Below are 20,810 nucleotides of genomic sequence, written 5' to 3'. Positions count from 1 at the left end.
AAAAAAGAAAAAACGACACGATCCTCCTCTCATTGGTACTTTACAGTATGTTTTCTCTTCACCTATTCAGATTAAATGGATCAACTGTAGTCAGATATCAGGACTTCAATGCAGACAGCTCTCCTTCATTAATTTTGTCACTGTAATATTCCATTCTCTACTGTTTTTATCCCCTACGTCTGAATTGCTGAATGAATAGAAAATAAGCATAACCCGGTGAAAGCCGCATGGTTGCAAGCTTTTCTGAGGTTATGCTTATTATAACTCAGGCGTTTGCCGGGAATCCGAGGATAAAGGCCAGCAGTATGACGCCGTCCATTCCGATGACCTGAGCGAACGGATCCAGAAATCCGGAGCAGTGTGCAAGGAGTGTCGCATCACCCACGGAAATATTGGCCATCAGCCAGATGATGAGTCCCGCCGGTGCCGCCACTACGATGGCACGGCCCAGGACGAACAGGGTTCTGTCAAAGATCGAGCGGACGATAACTTTTCCGATCTGCGGCTTCCGGTATGGCGGCAGCTCCAGCGTGAAGGAAGATGGAACGCCTTTTAATACCGTGGCGGACAGAATCTTCGAGATCAGAAGTGTCATGAGCACTCCCAGAACGATGACTCCGGCCAGAATTGCAGCGGACAGGACTGAGGAGAATGCCCCGGCAGCGCTTCCTACGAAAAACATGGTAATAATGGCGATCATCGTCGGGAAACGTCCGTTACAGGGCACGAAGTTATTGGTAATCATGGCGATCAGCCGCTCCCTCGGAGAATCGATAATACGGCATCCGATGATTCCGGCGGCATTGCAGCCAAAGCCCATGCACATGGTCAGTGCCTGTTTTCCGCAGGCGGCACACCGTTTGAAGCACCGGTCCAGGTTAAACGCAACTCTTGGAAGGTAACCGAAGTCTTCCAGCAGCGTAAACAACGGGAAAAAGATTGCCATTGGAGGCAGCATAACCGATATTACCCATGCCAGAACCCGGTAAACGCCATGAACGAGGAGATCATTTACAAGCACTGGCATACCGATGGCGAGAAACAGCTCGCTGATCCGGTCTTCCACCCAGAATAAACCGGTGCTTAAAAGTTCGGACGGGTAGTTGGCTCCCGTAATCGTCAGCCAGAAAACGCCTAAAAGAATCAGAAACATAATGGGGAATCCGGTTGCTTTGCTTGTAAACAGACGGTCCAGAAGACGATCCTTCTTATCATACTTCTGATTCTCGTACACCACCGCTCCCCGGCAGATAAACTCTGCTTTTCGGACAAAGACCGATGCCATGTCATCGCTTACGCGCTTCTGCGTGATGCCCCGTTCCTTCCACTCTTCACGAATTTCCGCCAAAAGGGAGCTTACTTCCAGCGATTCTGCCACTGGAGCGAGATATTTGCGGACGGCTTCCATCAGGTTCTCGTTGGAATCCAGGAGACGGGCGCAGAGCCAGCGGATATTGACGCCTTCGCCAGCCGTCTTCCTTACCACAGGTGTGAGCCGGGCGATGGCCGCCTCGATGTATTCCGGATACCGGATCAGAATCCGCGGCGCCGGATTTTCATCGAATCGTCTGTCTGCTGCCTTTTCTGCTGTTTTTCGAACTTCGTTTTCTATGTCATTTACGTTTTCAGCCGCTGCTTCCATATTTCTTGCTTCTATATCTCTTGCTGCTATGTTTTTTGTTTCCGCCTCTGCTTCCTTTACAGTTTCTGCCGCTTCTGCCTCTTCTGCCTCTTCTGCTTCTTTTGATCCCGCTTCCTCTATTTTCATTTTCGCTTCTGCATTTTCTGTTTCTTCTGCTTCCGCTTCCGCTTCTGCTTCCACTTCCACGTCTTCCACTTCCGCTTCGACTACTGCTTCCATTTCCACGTCTTCCGCTTCTGCTACTGCTTCCACTTCCACGTCTTCCACTTCTGCTTCTACTACTGCTTCCATTTCCACATCCACAGCTTCCGTCTCAGCATATTCGCCCTCCACCACTTCCATATATCGGGCGCTCTCCAGCCTTTTGTTCAGCTCCAGCACGTGTTTCAGGCCTTCATAAATCTGTTCCAGTCCTTTTCCGCTCCTGGCCGCAGTTCCGATAACGGGCACACCCAGGCGCTCCTCCAGGACATCGAACCGGATAGAAATCGATTTTTTCTTAGCCTCATCCATGAGATTGACGCAGACCACCGCCCGACGGTTAGCCTCCAGAATCTGGAGCACCAGATTTAAATTTCGTTCCAGACAGGTGGCATCACAGACAACGATAACAGCGTCCGGATTTTCAAAACAGATAAAATCTCTTGCCACCTCTTCCTCTGTGGAATGGGCCATCAGAGAGTAACAGCCAGGGATATCCACCATAACATATCCCTGCTCTCCGTCGTTTGCATAGCCCTGGGCGTTTGCCACTGTTTTCCCGGGCCAGTTACCGGTGTGCTGATTCATCCCTGTCATTTCATTAAATACGGTACTCTTTCCCACATTCGGGTTGCCGGCCAGGGCGATCACCTTATCGTCTTCCTGGCGCTTCCTGATTTCCAGCCCGCAGTCTACGGACTTGATTCCGACAGAATCTCTGCTTAACCCCATATTACGTCCTCCGTTTCCTCCTGTTCTGACTTGCCCTCACAGATCGAGGCAGTATCTGCGGCCGAAACCATGCCTGGATTCTTCTCCGCTTTTGCTTTCCGGTATCCCGGCTCCATCCTGCATACCATCACACGTCCGGAGTCTTCACTCCTCAGCGCAATGACGGCCCCGCGGATCACATAAGCGCAGGGATCTCCCAGAGGGCTCTTCCCCACACACTCCACCACGGTTCCTTCAATCAGACCGATGTCCTGAAGACGTCGTCTCATATCATCAAAAACGGCCAGCTCGGATATAACTGCCTTCTGGCCCTTTTTTAAATCGGTTAACTGGATTACTTCTGCCATTAAAATTTACCTCCGAAAATGTTTCCATATCCTAACATATGCGAAGGCTGGTACAGTGGTTCCGCAGGATTTTTGCATTTTTTCAGACAGCAGGCCAGTTTCCCTGACCGCACTAATTATGAAGCTCTTCCCCAGGCCTGTCATAGAACGTTCGCCGCCGGAATATACTAAACTGATATGCGGACACCGACAAGGAGGTAACAAATGGACCAGGAAGATAATTTTTATACATTAAAAGGCTATTCTCTGCTGGAACACGTTCAGATCACCTACTCCATGGAGGACTATTTGGAAATGATCTGCCGCCTCAGTCAGGACGGCACTCCGGTCCGGATCGGAGACCTTGCCAAATGCCTTCATGTCCGGCCTTCATCCGCCTCAAAAATGGCCGGAAACTTACGCAGCAGCGGGCTTGTGAGGTTTGAAAAATATGGTACGGTCACGCTGACCGAGGCGGGCCTTCAGCTTGGGCGCTATCTCCTGTTCCGCCATACGGTGCTGCAGAATTTCTTCTGCTATATTAATCAAACCACTGATGAGCTGGAACAGGCCGAGAAAGTAGAGCATTTCATCGACCCGAAAACCGTGTATAATTTGAAAAAATGGCTGGATAAATTTACATAGACAGTCTTGTGCGAATCCGTAATTCGTCGTATACTATAGGTTACACAATGAAATTCAAGTCACTCTTCCAGGTGTACAATGCTTCGCCCAGTGGAGATGATGAGAATCAAACGCATGCGGTCAAAGTACGCCCGCTAAGTGTTCATAACAAGGAGGAACAGACACATGGATAAGATTAAGATGACAACCCCCATCGTCGAGATGGACGGCGACGAGATGACCCGGATTCTCTGGAAGATGATCAAAGATCATTTACTGCTTCCCTACATTGACTTAAAAACAGAATACTACGATCTCGGCCTGGAATACCGCGACGAAACAGACGATCAGGTCACCGTCGATTCCGCCAACGCCACTAAAAAATATAAGGTTGCAGTCAAATGTGCCACCATCACCCCCAATGCCGCCCGTGTAAAAGAGTACAACTTAAAAGAGATGTGGAAGAGCCCCAACGGCACGATCCGCGCAATTCTGGATGGCACCGTATTCCGTGCTCCGATTGTGGTCAGGGGAATCGAACCGTGTGTAAAGAACTGGAAAAAGCCGATCACCATTGCAAGGCATGCTTACGGCGACGTATATAAGGGTTCCGAGATGAAGATTCCGGGAGCCGGAAAAGTCGAGTTAGTCTATACGGCAGAAGACGGAAGCGAGACCCGGGAACTGGTACATAATTTCGCAGGCGCCGGTATTGTACAGGGCATGCACAACATAAATAATTCCATAGAAAGCTTTGCCAGAAGCTGTTTCAACTACGCTCTGGATACGAAACAGGATTTATGGTTTGCCACCAAGGACACCATTTCCAAAAAATACGATCACACCTTCAAGGATATTTTCCAGGATATTTTCGACGCAGAGTATACTGCAAAGTTTGAGGAAGCCGGAATCACTTACTTCTACACTCTGATCGACGATGCGGTCGCCCGTGTCATGAAGTCCGAAGGCGGCTATATCTGGGCCTGCAAGAATTATGACGGCGACGTTATGAGCGACATGGTTTCTTCCGCATTTGGCTCTCTCGCCATGATGACCTCCGTTCTCGTATCTCCGGATGGCGATTACGAATATGAGGCCGCCCATGGAACCGTACAGCGCCACTATTACAAGCACTTAAAGGGAGAAGAGACCTCCACCAACTCGGTGGCCACCATTTTCGCCTGGACCGGTGCTTTGAGAAAGCGCGGAGAGTTAGACGGCAACAACGACCTGATGGATTTCGCTGACAGACTGGAGAAAGCCACCATCGATACCATCGAAAGCGGTGAGATGACAAAGGATCTGGCACTCATCACCACCATACCGAATCCTACTGTATTAAACAGTGAGGATTTCATCAAAGCAATCGCTGCCCGTCTCTAAGGGAGAGCTTCACTCAACGGCCTTCCCTCACCGGCCTTCAGCGAAACGTAATCTGACTGCTGCTACTGCAATCCCTCCGAACCGCGGGTCTTCTCACGGTACCGGGGGGATTTTCATAAACCAGCACTGGTATTTACGCCGGGAGGCACTAACTATTCATTATTATCAGGAGGCTCTGTCCATGAGATACAAACCCAAAGACCACACACTGAAAAACGGCGTTCTCTGCCACTTAAGAAGCCCTCTTCCCGCCGACGCGGCCGCCATCCTTCATCTGATGAAGGCCACCTCAGACGAGACAGACTTCATGGCCCGGTACTCCGATGAAATAACCATGCCCACCCTGCGGGAAGAAAAATTTCTGGAGTCCACGCTGAGCAGTCCCGCTGACTTAATGATCTGTGCCGTTGTGGACGGAACCATTATCGCCAATGCCGGCTTAAGCCCTATCGCCCAGAGGGAACGGTACCGCCACCGCGCGACCTTCGGCATATCCATCCGGAAAGAGTACTGGGGCCTGGGAATCGGCTCCCTTCTTCTGTCGGCCATCATTACATGTGCCGGAGAAATGGGGCTGGAGATGATCGAGCTGGAGGTTGTCTGCGAAAATAAGCGTGCGATCGCCCTTTATGAAAAACATGGCTTCCGCATCTACGGCACCCGCCCCCATTCCTTTAAATACCGGGATGGCAGCTACGCAGATGAGCATCTCATGCTGCTGGACCTCTGATTGTCCGGACTTCGAAGTACGGTTTTCAGACTGTCTCCCATGACTCTTCTGTGAACCATCCTGATTTTCGACATTAATTTTAAAAAAAGGACAAAAATCCCTGTTCAATTCATTATCAGAATGATATAATATTTATTATCATATGTTGTATTGGTAATGGAAGGGATCCTGATCATGAATTTAAGACATCTTACTATCTTCAAAACCGTCTGTGAAGAGGGCAGTATTACAGGAGCGGCGAAATCGCTGTCCATGACTCAGCCGGCTATTTCTCACGCGATCAATGAACTGGAGGAATCCGTAGGCGCCTCTCTCTTCGACCGCGTTTCCAGGAAAATCGTCATCAATGAGAACGGCAAATTCTATCTCTCTAAAGTGATACCGCTTCTGGAGCTCTATCACGATCTTGAAACCTGTTCCGGCTCCTTAAACCGCCAGACTCCTCTTCGGATCGGCTCCTGTGTGACTCTGGCCAGCTTCCTGCTGCCCGGAGTTATTTCCCGTTTTATGAAAAGCAATCCGGAGTCCGTCGTCAAGGTCACGGTGAATAATTCCAAAGAGATTGCACAGCTGCTGCTGAAAAATGAACTGGATATCGGTCTGATCGAGGGCGTCGTGCCCAACGAACAGCTGGAGAAAATCCCATTTTCCTCCTATCCGCTGGCCGTCATCTGTGCGCCCGACCATCCATTCGCCCGCCTGGCCAGCCAGCCCGTATCCCTGGAACGCCTCGTGGAAGAGCCTCTCATCCTGCGCGAGGAGGGCTGCACGATCAGAGACGCCTTCGACTGCGCCCTGACTCTGCACAACTTAACCGCCGCGCCGCTGTGGTCCAGCACCAATTCCGACGTAATCGTCCAGGCCGCCCGTGAGAACCTGGGAGTAGGCGTTGTTCCCCGAATCTTTGCAGATCCCTACATTCAGCGCGGGGAGATTGTGGAGATAGACGTAAAGGAATTTGATGTCAGCTGTATGAACCATGTGGTATTTAATAAAGATAAATTTCAGAGCGAGAGTTTCCAGGCGTTTATTAATCTGGTGCTATTCGATTAATCTTGTTATCCAAAAAGTATGGCGGCGAAACAGAATATTCTGTTTCGCCGCCGTACTTTTTACGTTTTCTCCTAACCGTAAGCAACAGGCTATTTACAAATCCACTACACTACCACAGAAAAACCTCTTTCCCCGCAAGCTTCATCAACGCCTCCAGAAAGTAGTAATCTCCATATATAATCGAAAATTCGTGTTCCGTGTCGTGGTAGGCCGCCGTACATTTCTCCAGCAGCTGATCTTCTTCCTCATTCCAATTGCACCGCTCCGAAGCAAGCGTTCTCAAAAGGCGCAGCGCCGCCTGCAAATAGACACGGCTTTCCCGGCCCTTTTCCTGCTTTGCAATCTCAATAAGCCCGCAGGCGCCGATGGCGGCGGCGGTGGAGTCTTCCAGCCCGCAGTCCTCCGGCTGCCGGAAATCCACCGGAATCAGATTGCTCTCCGGAATATTGGCGATAAAGTAGTTGGCAATTCTCTTGGCGGTGTCGAGATACTTTCTGTCATTCGTGTGTAAGTAGCTCAGGACAAATCCGTATAAGCCCCACGTCTGGCCTCTCGTCCAGGAAGAGCCTTCGCCGTATCCCTGGCCTCCGTAGTCTCTGACCATCTCCCCCGTCTCAGGATTGAATTCCACGATATGACGGACAGACCCGTCAGCCCTGACAAATGCATTCATCGCAGTATCCGCGTGATCCACGGCGATCTCATAGAATCTCGGATCCTTCGTCTCCTCAAAAGCCCAGTAAAGCAGCGGAAGGTTCATCATGCAGTCGATGATGGCCCAGCCGCGGTTGTCTTCCTGCCGATACCCCATCCCGTCATTCCAGGCCCGTAAGAACCTGCCCCGCGGATTGTAGCGGCCCGCCAGATTACAGGCGGCCAGCATACTGCGGTTTTTCGACTTCTCGTCACCGGTCAGCCGGTAATCGGCGACGGAGGTCAGAAGCCACTTAAATCCATTATCATGGGTCAGCCCTTCCGCACACATCAAGTTTCTGTCCATCTTCTCTTCCGTTTCCACGGCGATTTTCTGATATTCCTCGTCCTGAGTCAGAGCGTACAGCTGCCACATCATGCCTCCCCAGAATCCATTGGTCCACCAGTCTATCTGGTCATCCCCCGACCGGTCGTCATGGACGCCGTCAACGGTCGTATATGGAATCTTGTGGGCGGAGCGTCCGCTCACCTTCTTAAGCTTCTCTTCTGCCCTCTTCAGAGTTTCGCCGGCCCATGCCATCTCCTCTTCCTTTAATGGTAATTGTTCTGTCATATTTTCGTCTCCTCCGTCAACCTTTCACCGATCCAATCATAACGCCCTTTACAAAGTATTTTTGAATAAACGGATAAATCACAAGCACGGGAACCATGCTCACCACGATCAGCGCGTACTTGATTACGCCCGCCGCCTGGGCGAGCTGTGCCTGCAGCTCCGGATCCGTCACAGTGGATGGATCGATCTGATCCGCCATTAAGATCTCCCGCAAAAACAGGGTCAGCGGATACAGTGCCTTGTCATGAAGATAGATCATGGCATTGAAGTAGGCATTCCAGTGTCCCACGCCGTAGAACAGCACCAGCACCGCCACAATCGCCTTCGAGAGCGGCAGGACGATCCGGATAAAATACATGAAATCCGAGCAGCCGTCTATCCTGGCTGCCTCCAGCAGCTCTCCGGGAATCGAATTCTGGATAAATGTCTTTGCTATAATCAGGTTGTAGACCCCGATCGCCCCCGGAAGCAGCAGCGACCACACCGTATTCAGCAAATGCAGCTTCTGCACGAGTATGTACGACGTAATCATACCGCCATTAAAGAACATGGTAAATGTAAAGACCAGCATGATCGCGTTCCGCCCCGGAAGATCGTCCCTGGACAGGCAGTAAGCCGCCGTCAGTGTCATGATAATATTGACTGCCGTCCCCACAAACGTGTAAAACAGGGAGTTACGGAATCCCGTCCACACCGTCTTCGTATGAAACACGGTCTTATAGCCCTCGAGACTGAAATCCACCGGAAACAGGACCACCTTGCCGCTCTGCACCGCGGTGCCGGACGAAAATGACGCGCTGATCACATAGACACAGGGATACAGCACAAGGACAAAGAAAATCGTCAGGAGAGCCGTAATCACAACGTAAAACACTTTGTCATTCAGACTGTAATTCTTGAATTTTCGCATTTTTGCCCTCCTTAAAAGATCCCATTGCCGCTCAGCTTCTTGCTCCCCCAGTTTGCTATCATCAGAAGGATAAAGTTGATCACCGAGTTAAACATACTGATGGCTGTCGATAGCGAGAAATCATTGATTCCGCTGGCGAGTCCCACCTTGTATACATAGGTCGATATAATTTCACTGTAATTCAGATTCAGATTATTCTGCATCAGCAGGACTTTTTCAAATCCCACATTCATGATGTTGCCAACCGCCAGAATCAGCATAATGCTGGCGGTTGGGAGTATGGTTGGAACGTCGATGTAGAGCAGCCGCTGGAACCTGCTTGCCCCGTCAATCTCAGCCGCCTCATGAAGGGACTGGTCCACACCGGCCAGCGCAGCAATATAAATAATCGCACTGTAGCCCGTGCTCTGCCATACCCCCGACCAGACGTAGATGTGCTTAAACAGCTTCCCGTCCGCCAGAATATTCGGCGCCGTCCGGTTGGTAAACATCGTATAAAGGCTCCCATAGATTCCGCTCCGGTTGTTCAGCACCTGGAAAATCAGCCCCACCATGACTACGGTCGAGATAAAATACGGCACGTACGTGATCGTCTGGATCGCCTTCTTATACCGTTTTCCCAGCATTGCATTCAGCAGCAGCGCGAAGATAATGGGAATTGGAAATGACACCGCGAGGCTGTATAAGGAGATCATCAGCGTATTTTTCATGATGATCGGGAATTTGTATGAGGTGAAGAACTTGACAAAGTTGTCAAGTCCCACCCATGCGCTGCCCCAGATTCCCTGCCTCACATTATATTTCTTAAACGCGATCACCAGCCCGCCCATGGGGACGTATGCAAATACCGCTATGTAGATGAGCGGCAGCAGCAGCAGCAGATACAGCTGCCATCTGGCGAGAATCTGTCTCTTCAAATCTCTTTTGCCCGCAACCGGGCTGTCTTTTCTGTTTCCTGCCACAATAAATTCCTCCGGGTTCCTCTCTATTCCACAGAGCGGTCATAGGCCGCCTGCGCGCACTTTTGCCACTCGTCGAGGCCCATTCCCTTTAGTTCTGACATATAAGCATCCCATCCGCTCTCAATATCTCTTGCCCCGGTGATAAACTCTGCCATCGTCTGGTTTACATAAGTTGGTATATTAGAAAGGGCTTCCTGAATCTGTCCTGCCTCATCCTCGGTATAGTGAAGAAGTGGGAGAACCTTCTCCGGATGCTTGTCAAAATAATACTCATAGCTCTTGGCATTTAGCTGTGTCTTGTCTTCCGGGTTGTACGTTACCATGCCGTTTGCAACGGTGTTCATCTCCGCAAGGCTCGCATATCTCGGTGATACGCCGTGCCATGTCTTTGCTGCCGGCTCCAGCCAGTAGTTGGAGATATAAGCCAGCGTCACCTTGTCGTAGAGGCCGGCCGCCACATAGGCATTGTTCATCTTCTCCAGTTCCGCCGGGTCTTCGGTATAATCAACACCCTTTTCACCGAATCTGGCTACCGTGGAGGCCTCATGATCGTAGAACGCATCCGCCAGTTTCACAGCCAGATCTACATTTTTACAACCATTAAAAATAAAGAATTCCTGGTTTGGCGAGTATTCTGTATATGGTGTATAGTTGGTTCCGTCCGGCCCCTTAACCGGATTTAAAATCTCCATTTCCAGATAGTTGCTGTTGTTTGCCGCATCCGGATAGTTGGAGAGGGAGCCGAAGGACACCAGCCCCACCACATTGGTTTCCTCGTTTAAAGTTGCCTTAAACTGCGTATCGTCATCGGTAAAGATGGCCGGTGAGAGCAGGCCCTCTTTGTAAAGATCGTTCATGTAAGTCAATCCGGCCTTCCAGCCCTCCGTCGTAAACGGAGCGATAACAGTCTTTCCGTCCTTGTCAAGGGCGAGGCCGCCGTTTAAATTGCCGCCGTTCCAGAATTCAAAGGAATTCATGAGCGCAGCCGTGATATTCTGGCCGTAGCCGCCGGCCTGATAGCCGTAAGCGCCGATCTCATCCTGCACGCCGTTTCCGTTGGGATCCTGATCATGGAACGCCTTCAATACGGTTTTCAGTTCATCCGTTGTCGTCGGCATGGTCAGTCCCAGCTTGTCGATCCAGGCTTTATTGATAAACATACGATTGGGCGTCACATTCCAGGTCTCCGGTTCATATTTGGATAAGCTGTACATGTTACCGTCCGCCATCGTCTGGGCCGCTTCCATCACCTTCTTGTCTTCTTCCGGGATTGCGTTGTAATTCGGCATCCTGGAAGCATCCTCTGTATATTCGTTTAAAGGCAGGAACACTCCGCTGCTGCCGTATTCCAATATTGTCTCCGGTGTCAGAGCATTATCCACAATCAGCACATCCGGCAGATTGTCATTGGAGGTGGCCATGAGGGACACCTTTGTCCTGACCTCATCCGTAGCCGCCGGAAGCTGATAAAACTCAATCTCAATCCCCAGCTTGTCTTCCAGATATTTCGTGAAGTAGTTGTTATCGTAATCCGTCACATAGCTGTTTGTCTGGATCGCAACCACCAGCTTGTTGTCTCCGCTTCCCTGTGCCTCCGTCACAGCCGCCGTCGTATCACCTTCTGCGCGGTCTGTCCCGCCGGCCGGCCCGCCGTTTCCTTTCTGGCAGCCCGATAATGCGGCTGCGGCCATCACTGCGGCCATTCCCAGCGCCACTGCTCTCTTCCCATTTTTTCTCATGATACTTCTCCTCCTTTATGATCGTTTCTCATTACTGCTTCGTGGAAGGAATACGTGCGGCCATCGGAAAAAGCCACCTCCATATCCCCGTCCTCTATGTTTTCACCCCCGTAAGCGCGGCAGGCCGTGACCTCCCCTGCGCCGTGCGGGTATAAAACCGTTACCATTCTAATAGTGTCAGACTGTACACGGGCGACGATACAGTTGATCTCCCGGTACATTCCCTGCTCGGTCCCTGTGGCCACATATCCCTGCCACTCCGGCTCTTCTCTCCCGCGGATTATTTCCATGGTTTTCTCGTTCCCGGAAACGCAGACGGCCATCTCCTCCAAGTCCACCCCCGCCTCCGTGATCACTGGATTTTCACTGTCTACATGCCAAAGGAAATCGTACACATGAGGATTCCGGGACTCCAGCCGGTCTACCACAAGGAAAAACGGGTTCAGGCCCTCCGGCGCTTTTTTGATAAAATAGACCGATCTTGTATGACGCACTCCGGTCTCCTTGGGCGGAACCTCGTCTTTTGCATTCTCCTCATTCTTTCCGGGTTTTCCCCAGTTCCAGCATTCCATACCGCCGTACGCCCCGTCATAGCAGCCCTCCGCCCAGTCACAGGAGTCTCCGATTCCCCACTTCATCCCGGAAAGCTTTTCGATATCGCTGTCTTCCCAGACATACGAAGCTCTTCGGTTCTGCCCCTTATGGTCCACCAGGACCGTATTGTGTGCCCTGGAGGACAGACAGTAGCGTCTCATCTCGGAATCGTCGTAGGCATAATTTCCGCCCTCGGTCAGCAGGTACTTCCCCTGTGCGTAGATGAGTAAATTCAGCTTATCCTCATGCTGATGGCCCCGTCCAAATGGCGCGGCGTCCAAAAGTCCCCAGACGCTGCCGTTCTCCCATCCATTTCTCATAATGAAGAAACCCGAATAGGGAAGTGCGGCTGACAAGTAATCGGGACGGGTTCCCCGTGTTCCGCCGCTGGCCGCCCAAAGGATGGTTTCCGCCTTCTCTTCTCTTATGAAGGAAAGCTTTGGCTCCAGCAGTTTCCGGCTCGCCTCCATCCTTCCATCGTTGATATCCGGCAGACATCCATCAGGCATCATGAGCTTCACATCGATCTCACAGGCGGTTGTCAGCCGTTCCGTCATTCGTTCCGGAACCGGGACATCGAACGCCCTGGCCGCCAGAATCAGCCGCTCGTAGTTATTGATTACAACATCGTGATATCCCGTGGACAGTTCATACTGGAAGCCATCCGGATAGATCTGACGCCCCAGCTCCTCCTCCAGCGCGGCAAACGCAGACTGAAGCCACTCTTCCCGCTGTTTAAACTGAGGATAGAGAATTCCAATCTGAGCCAGCCCGTTCATCTCCATAATCAGCCAGTTTCCATGCGTCCTGTTTCTGTAAAGCCTCTGCCCGTGTTCCCAGACCGATTGATACCAGTCCACCAGAAGATCGTCGGTAAACGCCTCCGTATCAAAGAATGTGAAAAGCACGTACGGCCAGTTCGCTCCCATCCGGATCCCGCATTCGATCGTCCTCCAGCACTCGGTATCGTACCCGGATACTGACTGCTCCGGGCGTACCGCCTGGCGAACCCAGGAACGAAAAAATTCCGCAGCCTGATAAGCGTATGCCTCCTTCTTTGTTCGGTTGTACTCGTGAGCCAGCATCTTCCACTCATGATGGCGGTTCAGCTGCCACGTCCACTCCCTGTACTGATTATAGGTAGGATTGGCTTTCCAGTTTATCTCCCCCGCTGCCCCAAAATCACAGGGGACCCCTACCGAGATCAGGACGTGCTTTCGCAGACGCTCACATGCCTCCTCATCCGTCTCGCCCGGATATTTATAGACATTCTCCGGTTCCTCATACGGGATTGCCAAAAAGCGTTCCCTCCTCGCGGCAAGCCCGGACCGCAGTGAAGCAGCCAAAGCGCTTCTTGCCTGACCGTAATCATGGTTCTCTGCAAAATGACGCACTTCGCTCATTTCCGGCCGGTCCAAATCGAGACAGCTATGGAAAAATGTCTCATCCGTAAGAAGAGGGCCATTTTCTGTTTCCGGCATCTTTATGCCTCCTCTCCAATATGTAATTTTTTGTATGGCCGTATCGTACCATACCTCTCTGTCTTTTGGATACTGTCATTGAGTAAAAAGAATACCGGAGGGTAAGAAAATGGTATCTCATATTTTTCCTGCCCTCTCATATGGTAAGAATTCAAATTAGAAGAAAAAATTGTAAAAAATCTTGTTAAATTATTTGAGGATGAGCAGCAAGTCTATTATGATAAAGCGATTTATTTTATGTAAACAAAACGATTGGGCTTTTGATTCCTGGCTAAGATTTCTGCTGTCACAGAGTGTACCGTCAAAACAACATAAGGGACAGCGCTGATAAAATTCCTTCAGGCTGTCCCTTTTATGATCTGACATAAGAGTCCCTTACCGGGCCTCACAGTTTTCCTTATACACCTTCGGTGTGACGCCCACCTGTTTGCTGAAATTCCGATAAAATGTATTGACCGCACCGAAGCCGGTCATCTGGGCGATCTTATCGTTGCTGTAGTCCGTCGTCGCCAAAAGTTCCTTCGCCTTCTCAATCCGCAGCCGCAAAAGGTACGAGGAGAATGTCTCACCGGTCTGTTCCTTCAGAAACTGGGATAAATACTTTTCGGAGATTCCGATCTCGCTGCTGGCCCGGTAGGCCGAGAGACCGGCCTCCTCGTAATGGCTGTTTAAGTACTGGGTAATCTTCTCCTTCAGCCCCTCGTTCTTGCTTTTCTTCGTCTGGCTGATGAAGTCACAGAGTTCGGCAGAACTTCTCCGCAGCATCTCCATCATTTCCCCGCACTTTAGATTCTTCTGGAAGACCGGAAAATTCTCCCTGGAATCCGTCTCTCCGTCCAGATGGAGCCAGGCCGAATACAGGATATTCCGGATCGAATAGAAAATCTGTTCCTTCTGTGCCTCATATAAGTAAGGCATCCTGCTGTAATAGCTCTCCACCTTATCCAGCTGGGTGCAGATTTCCTCCTGCTGCCCACATATGAGAAGCGTATAGAGATGATTCAAAAAATCCATATTGACCGGATTTGCGTAGAGAGCGTTGGCAGAGATATCGTACGTCTTTACCACATTTTCATTGCTGCAGGCATACTGTGCCCGAACAACCTCACGGGCCTGCTCATAACATTTGTTCACATTGGCAAGGTCTGTTCCGATGGCACTGATCCCGACATGAAGAATCACGTCGTACGCGGAGGTAACCATGACGGCCACCTCCTCAAAGAGCTTCTTGATGCCGGAAACATTGGCCTCCTGTTCCGGTTTCAGTTCAAAAAGGAACAGTTCGTCGGTCAGACCGCTGTATACATTCGTAAATTTCCCGGGATAATGCTTTTTTAAGTACTCCACCATGGCAAGTGTTATGATATCTGAATTTCCGTATTCCTTCTGCTGAAGGCGCACCACGGCCACGCAAAAGAATTCCGGCACCTTCTCAAAGCATTTCTCAAATACCCGCCGTTCCTCGGGAAGCCAGATTCCCATAACGATCAGATGCTCCAGCATCATGGCTTCATTCTGCTTCGCCAGTTCCTCCATCTTCGCGCGGTACTCATTGCCGTTCTTCTTCAGAGCCAGTATATTGTCTGTCAGAATCCCGTACTCGTCAAACCTCTTTTTGCTGCTCTCCACTCCATTTTCCGCAGGGAGGGCAAACAAAACCCGTTTCATGCCGGTATACTGCTGGTAGCTGTAAAATGCAGTCAGCCCGATTACCAGCAGCAGACCGATGCAGAGATAGATGATCAGGAGTCTGCTCACCGGCCAGATCTGGCTATTGATAAATGTCATGGGAATCCCGGTAACGATCTTCCACTGCAGGTCATCCTGCTGCTTCACAATCAGGCGGTAACTGCCCCCGTCCCCGACGACCTGTCCATTCTCATACGCGCCGATCCCCTCCGGGACATTCCCATACTCCAGCAGGACATCCCCGGTCCTGGAATCCTGAATATAGAGGAATCCATCCTTCTCCAGCTCCGGCATCATAATGCTTTTAATCAGATAGTCTCTGTCGATGACAAAGCACGACAGGTACTGCGGGTTCAGCCGCGTAAATTCACTGCTCGTTAAGTAGAGGATCGCGTCATGAAGCTTTCGTTCCTTCTCATTATAGATAAACTTTATCTGATCCAGGCGGACGAACTGGCTGTGTTTCGCATACCGGCCAAACAGTTCGTCACGCACGGCATCCGAGTCAGAAAAGTCCACGCCTTCCCGCTGGATCCGGAGAAATTTATTGTAGTAGTCCTGGAAATTGAAGCTGCACTGGCTGGTGGATAAGTACAGGTCATTATTTTTAAACAGCATAAATACATAGGGGGTGTAGTCCGCCACAAAGCCAATCTCACTGAACATTTTATTGGCCTCCTTTAGCTTGAGCACATCCTCCTTTGGAATCTTCCCCTGCTGGTAGACAATAGTGCTGAAGGTCTGATTCTTCGCCATCATTTCATTGATCAGCTCCATTTTATTTACCATCTCATAAATACCGTTGATTCCCTCCTGGTTCTTCATCTCCCCTTTTTCAATTATGTAGTCCTCAATACTGCGGCTGGCTACGAAGGCCACCAGAATACTGCTCAGGAAAACAATCAGAAAACCCAGAAAGTATTTTGTTATGTAGTGCATCAGCATTTTTGTAAATTTCATAAAATTCGGCTCCATTTTTACTTCGACTGTTTTAATCATCGTGTGTTGAGGCTGTGATTCATGACTTTGCCGGCAGTATACCGACAAAAATAAAGTAACATATCGTATTATAGAATGCAAACCAAGTATCAAAAAAATAAGGCACAGAATACTTATATTTCTGCACCTTACTTTTCTGTTCCTATCTATTCATAAAATTCGATCCTCAGTTCATCTCAGCCAGCAGCTTATCAATGCTCACAATCTTCACACAAAGTGCGAATAATTCCATCGCCAGAATCAGGTCAGATAACGGCGGATAGGAAGGAGCGATACGGATGTTGCTGTCGTGCGGGTCCTTTCCATATGGATAGGTAGCGCCGGCGCCGGTCATGATGAGACCTGCTTTTTTACATCTGCCAACGATGGACTTCGCACATCCGTCCAGAGAATCGAAGGAGATGAAGTATCCGCCCTTCGGACTGGTCCAGGAACCGATTCCAAGGCCGCCCAGTTCTCTCTCCAGAATCTCGATTACGGCTTCGAACTTCGGTCTCATGATGTCTGCATGCTTTCTCATGTGCTCCACCATGCCGTGGATATCTCCGAAGAAACGCACGTGACGCAGCTGGTTTACCTTGTCATGGCCGATGGTCTGGATCTTTAACTGTTTCTTGATGTCTACCAGGTTGTTCTGGCTGCAGGCGATGGCCGCGATACCGGAACCCGGGAAGCTTACTTTGGAGGTAGAAGCGAACTTGTAAACCAGGTCCGGATTTCCCGCTCTCTTGCATTCTGCCAGGATTTCGATTAAGTGATCCTGGTCGTGGTCGTATAAATGATGGATCGTATAGGCATTATCCCAGTAGATTCTGAAATCCGGAGCAGCCGGTTTTAATCTTGCAAAACGGCGTACAGTCTCGTCGGAGTAGGAGATACCCTGTGGATTGGAGTACTTCGGCACACACCAGATTCCCTTGATGGAGTCGTCATTTGCAATCAGTTCTTCCACGATATCCATATCCGGGCCTGTTGGCGTCATGGGGACATTGATCATCTCGATACCAAAATATTCCGTAATGGCAAAGTGTCTGTCGTATCCCGGAACCGGGCAGAGGAATTTTACTTTGTCTAATTTGCACCATGGTGTGTTACCCATCACGCCCTGGGTCATGGAACGTGAAACCGTGTCATACATGACATTCAAGCTGGAGTTGCCGTAGATGATAATCTGGTCCGGATGAACCTCCATCATGTCGCCGAGCAGTTCTTTCGCTTCCTTGATGCCGTCGAGCACACCGTAGTTGCGGCAGTCTGTACCGTCTTCACACGTTAAATCGTCGTCGCTGCTTAAGACATCCATCATTCCCATGGATAAATCCAGCTGATCCACACTTGGCTTTCCTCTGGACATATCAAGGCGTAAATCCTTGCCCTGATACTCCCTGTACTTGGTGGAAAGCTGCTTTCTAAGTTCCTGTAACTCTTCCTTCGTCATCTCTGCATACGGTTTCATCGCTTTCTTCTTCCTCCTCATATTATCTCCTTCATTCGTTTCCGGGTTTTTGCCTCCCATGGCGGCATCTGCCCGGGTTACAGCAGTTCCTCTAATACCTTGTTTACCATGGCGGGGTCAGCTTTCCCTTTCATCGCCCGCATCGTCTGTCCTACCAGAAAGCCTCTGGCTCTCTCTTTCCCATTATGGTAATCTGTCACAGACTGTGGATTTGCTGCTATAACCTCCCGGATCACGGCGCGGAGCGCTCCCTCGTCATTTACTACCTTAAGCCCGTTCTCTTCTACGTAGGCCTCGGGATCGATATCTTCAGCGAATATTTTTTCAAATACTTCCTTCGCTACCGTGCGGTTAATAGTACCATTATCCACCAAAACAATTAATTTTGCAAGATTTTCCGGTGAAAATCTTATGGCCTCCGGTTCCTGGCCCTCTTCCTTCAACAGCCTCATGGCCTCGACCATCAGCCAGTTGGCCGCTTCTTTCGGCTTTCCGCACAGGGAAACAGTGGCTTCGAAGATATCGGCCATGTGCTTCGCCCCCGTGATGATATCCGCGTCATACGCGGAAAGGCCGTACTCTTCCTGGTATCTCGCCATCTTCTCGGTCTTTAGCTCCGGCTGGCGGTCCTTTATCTCCTGAATCCAGGCGTCGCTTATGGTCACCGGCGGCAGATCGGGATCCGGGAAATAGCGGTAATCTTTGGCGTCCTCTTTGGAACGCATGGCACGGGAGCTTTCCTTATTATCATCCCAGCGCCGCGTCTCCTGAACCACCTTCTTCCCCTCCTCCAGAAGCTCGATCTGGCGCTTCCGCTCGCCCTCGATCGCTCTGGCAATGGCCTTGAAGGAGTTTAAGTTCTTCATCTCCGTCCTGGTACCAAACTCCAAAGCTCCCGCTTCCCGGACGGACAGGTTCACATCCGCCCGCATAGAGCCTTCAAAAAGCTTGCAGTCCGACGCTCCGAGATACTGGATGATCAGCCGCAGCTTCTCCAGATACGCGATCACTTCATCGGCGCTTCGCATATCCGGCTCCGAGACGATCTCAATGAGCGGAACGCCGCTTCTGTTATAATCCACCAGGGAACAGTCTTCCCATTCATCATGGATCAGCTTTCCTGCGTCCTCCTCCATGTGGATCTCGTGAATCCCCACCTTCTTCTTACCGGCCGCTGTCCAGGTTTCCACGAAACCGTCGTGGCAGATGGGGAGGTAGAGCTGGGAGATCTGGTAGTTCTGAGGATTGTCGGGGTAAAAATAGTTTTTCCGGTCAAACCGGCAGTACTGGTTGATTTCACAGTTCACTGCCAGCCCCACCGCCAGCGCGTATTCCACCACCTGCCTGTTAAGGACAGGAAGCGCCCCCGGCATCCCGGTGCACACCGGACAGGTGTGGGTATTGGGCGCTCCGCCAAACTCCGTGGAGCAGGAACAGAAAATCTTCGTTTTCGTGGCAAGCTCCACATGGACCTCCAGTCCGATGACTGTCTCATACTGTCTGCTCATCTGCTCTGCCTCCTTTCCTGCTGACGGCTCCTCTCAAACGCATACCCCGCGCGGATAATCTGATTCTCCTTAAAGCAGTCTCCGATTAGCTGCAGGCCAATCGGAAGGCCTTTGGAATCTGTCCCGCAGGGAACGGAAAGCCCCGGAAGTCCGGCCAGGTTGACGGAGATCGTATAGATGTCGCCGAGATACATTTTCAGGGGATCGCTTAAGCTCTCTCCCAGTTTCGGCGCCGTAACCGGAGAAGCGGGTCCCAGTATCACATCGTAGCTCTCGAACGCACGGTCAAATGCTTCTTTGATCAGCGCCTTCGCCCGGAGAGCCTTCAGATAGTAGGCATCGTAGTAGCCGGAGCTCAAGACGAAGGATCCCAGCATGATACGGCGTTTCACCTCCGGCCCGAAGCCCTGGGAACGGCTCTTTTTATACATATCGTGAAGCCCTTCATACTCCTTTGCCCGAAAGCCGTATTTTACGCCGTCAAAACGCGATAAGTTGGAGCTGGCTTCCGCGGAAGCGATCACGTAATAGGCAGGAATGGCGTATTCCACCATGCCAAGATCGAATTCCTCCACGACAGCGCCCTTTTCTTTCAATACCGCCGCGGCTTTTAAGATGGCCTCCTTTACCTCCGGATCGAGGCCGTCTCCCATATAATCCCTCGGAATTCCGATTCTCATTCCTTTCACGTCGTCCACCAGAGCCGACGTAAAGCGGGCACTCTCCTGCACTTCGCCGGAGCTGTCGTGACGGCCTGACCAGTCATACTCCCCGCGGTCCATGGAGGTGCTGTCTTTTGTATCATGGCCTGCCAGCGTTTCAAGGATCACCGCACAGTCCGTCACATCCTTCGCCACCGGACCGATCTGATCCAGAGATGATCCGTAGGCAATGAGACCATATCGGGAAACGGTTCCGTAGGTTGGCTTTAAACCGGTCACCCCGCAGAATGAGCTGGGCTGCCGTATGGACCCGCCCGTATCGGAACCAAGCGCATAAAAGCATTCATTTGCCGCAACCGCGGCGCAGGAACCGCCTGACGAACCGCCTGGCACATGATCCGGGTTCCAGGGGTTTCTCGTGACTCCGAAGGCGGACGTCTCCGTCGTACTGCCCATGGCAAATTCGTCCATGTTCGTCTTGCCGATGATTACGGCCCCCGCCTTCCTTAAGCGTTGTACCGCCTCCGCCGTATAGGCAGGCACGAAGTTTTCAAGAATCTTCGAGCTGCAGGTGGTACGCATGCCTTCGATACACATATTGTCTTTTACTGCGACCGGGACCCCGGCCAGCAGTCCGGTAAGGGTGCCTTCGTCTATCCCCCTCTGTACCTCCTCGGCCTGCTTAAACGCCTTTTCCTCTTCCAGTGTTACGTAGCAGTTAAGCTCCGGCTCCCGCCTTCTTATCTGGGCAAAGACGGCCTCCAGCGCCTCTCTGCACGTTACTTCTCTCTCTTTAATCTTCTTTCCCAGTTGAACCGCAGTCAGTGATAATATCTCTTTTTCTTTCATGGG

15 protein-coding genes are annotated in these 20,810 nt (G+C 51.0%); 4 read left to right on the top strand and 11 right to left on the bottom strand.

Annotated features, from left to right (window positions below; all coding sequences use genetic code 11):
• Nucleotides 1-265: 265 nt before the first annotated feature.
• Nucleotides 266-2,575, bottom strand: coding sequence for a ferrous iron transporter B (gene feoB, locus H8S80_RS24050; RefSeq protein WP_117622158.1), 2,310 nt, complete (start codon nt 2,573-2,575; stop codon nt 266-268).
• Nucleotides 2,566-2,922: a FeoA family protein gene (locus H8S80_RS34885; protein WP_002601301.1), complete on the bottom strand. Its 357-nt coding sequence runs from the start codon at nt 2,920-2,922 to the stop codon at nt 2,566-2,568. Before H8S80_RS34885 ends, feoB begins: the two co-directional genes overlap by 10 nt.
• A 204-nt stretch (nt 2,923-3,126) precedes the next feature.
• Between H8S80_RS34885 and H8S80_RS24040 the strand changes: the two genes are divergently transcribed.
• The 4 genes from H8S80_RS24040 (at nt 3,127) to H8S80_RS24025 (ending at nt 6,691) form a co-directional block, all read left to right on the top strand.
• On the top strand, nt 3,127-3,546 hold the full coding sequence (locus H8S80_RS24040) for a metal-dependent transcriptional regulator (RefSeq protein ID WP_002601302.1): 420 nt from the start codon (nt 3,127-3,129) through the stop codon (nt 3,544-3,546).
• A gap of 165 nt (nt 3,547-3,711) precedes the next feature.
• Nucleotides 3,712-4,908: an NADP-dependent isocitrate dehydrogenase gene (locus tag H8S80_RS24035; RefSeq protein ID WP_002601303.1), complete on the top strand. Its 1,197-nt coding sequence runs from the start codon at nt 3,712-3,714 to the stop codon at nt 4,906-4,908.
• A gap of 181 nt (nt 4,909-5,089) precedes the next feature.
• On the top strand, nt 5,090-5,638 hold the full coding sequence (locus H8S80_RS24030; protein WP_117622157.1) for a GNAT family N-acetyltransferase: 549 nt from the start codon (nt 5,090-5,092) through the stop codon (nt 5,636-5,638).
• 174 nt (nt 5,639-5,812) lie between these two features.
• Nucleotides 5,813-6,691 carry a LysR family transcriptional regulator gene (locus H8S80_RS24025; protein ID WP_002601305.1) on the top strand — a complete coding sequence of 293 codons (879 nt, stop codon included), beginning with the start codon at nt 5,813-5,815 and terminating at the stop codon, nt 6,689-6,691.
• A 109-nt stretch (nt 6,692-6,800) separates the two neighbouring features.
• On the opposite strand, the gene H8S80_RS24020 is transcribed toward H8S80_RS24025, so the two are convergent.
• The 9 genes from H8S80_RS24020 to gatA form a co-directional block, all read right to left on the bottom strand.
• Nucleotides 6,801-7,958: a glycoside hydrolase family 88 protein gene (locus H8S80_RS24020; protein ID WP_117622156.1), complete on the bottom strand. Its 1,158-nt coding sequence runs from the start codon at nt 7,956-7,958 to the stop codon at nt 6,801-6,803.
• Nucleotides 7,959-7,974: 16 nt separating this feature from the next.
• Nucleotides 7,975-8,868 carry a carbohydrate ABC transporter permease gene (locus H8S80_RS24015; protein ID WP_055658963.1) on the bottom strand — a complete coding sequence of 298 codons (894 nt, stop codon included), beginning with the start codon at nt 8,866-8,868 and terminating at the stop codon, nt 7,975-7,977.
• Between the two features lie 11 nt (nt 8,869-8,879).
• Nucleotides 8,880-9,830, bottom strand: coding sequence for an ABC transporter permease (locus tag H8S80_RS24010; protein WP_002601308.1), 951 nt, complete (start codon nt 9,828-9,830; stop codon nt 8,880-8,882).
• 23 nt (nt 9,831-9,853) lie between these two features.
• Nucleotides 9,854-11,569 (bottom strand): type 2 periplasmic-binding domain-containing protein, encoded by a 1,716-nt coding sequence (locus H8S80_RS24005; protein ID WP_117622155.1) that lies wholly within the window; start codon nt 11,567-11,569, stop codon nt 9,854-9,856.
• Nucleotides 11,566-13,644: an alginate lyase family protein gene (locus tag H8S80_RS24000; RefSeq protein ID WP_117622154.1), complete on the bottom strand. Its 2,079-nt coding sequence runs from the start codon at nt 13,642-13,644 to the stop codon at nt 11,566-11,568. Before H8S80_RS24000 ends, H8S80_RS24005 begins: the two co-directional genes overlap by 4 nt.
• A 375-nt stretch (nt 13,645-14,019) precedes the next feature.
• Nucleotides 14,020-16,293: a helix-turn-helix domain-containing protein gene (locus tag H8S80_RS23995; RefSeq protein ID WP_181987981.1), complete on the bottom strand. Its 2,274-nt coding sequence runs from the start codon at nt 16,291-16,293 to the stop codon at nt 14,020-14,022.
• Nucleotides 16,294-16,498: 205 nt separating this feature from the next.
• The gene (locus H8S80_RS23990; protein WP_055659025.1) at nt 16,499-17,788 is read right to left on the bottom strand and encodes an aspartate aminotransferase type Ic; all 1,290 of its coding nucleotides are present in this window, start codon (nt 17,786-17,788) and stop codon (nt 16,499-16,501) included.
• 77 nt (nt 17,789-17,865) lie between these two features.
• A complete protein-coding gene (gatB, locus tag H8S80_RS23985; protein ID WP_117622152.1) occupies nt 17,866-19,296 on the bottom strand; it encodes an Asp-tRNA(Asn)/Glu-tRNA(Gln) amidotransferase subunit GatB in 1,431 nt (476 codons plus the stop codon).
• Nucleotides 19,293-20,807 (bottom strand): Asp-tRNA(Asn)/Glu-tRNA(Gln) amidotransferase subunit GatA, encoded by a 1,515-nt coding sequence (gatA, locus tag H8S80_RS23980; RefSeq protein WP_117622151.1) that lies wholly within the window; start codon nt 20,805-20,807, stop codon nt 19,293-19,295. The genes gatB and gatA overlap by 4 nt, the downstream gene beginning before the upstream one ends.
• Nucleotides 20,808-20,810: the final 3 nt, after the last annotated feature.

The sequence above is a fragment of the Hungatella sp. L36 genome, from assembly GCF_014288035.1.
Note: the sequence above shows the minus strand (reverse complement) of the source record. Positions and strands in the feature narration are given on the sequence as shown.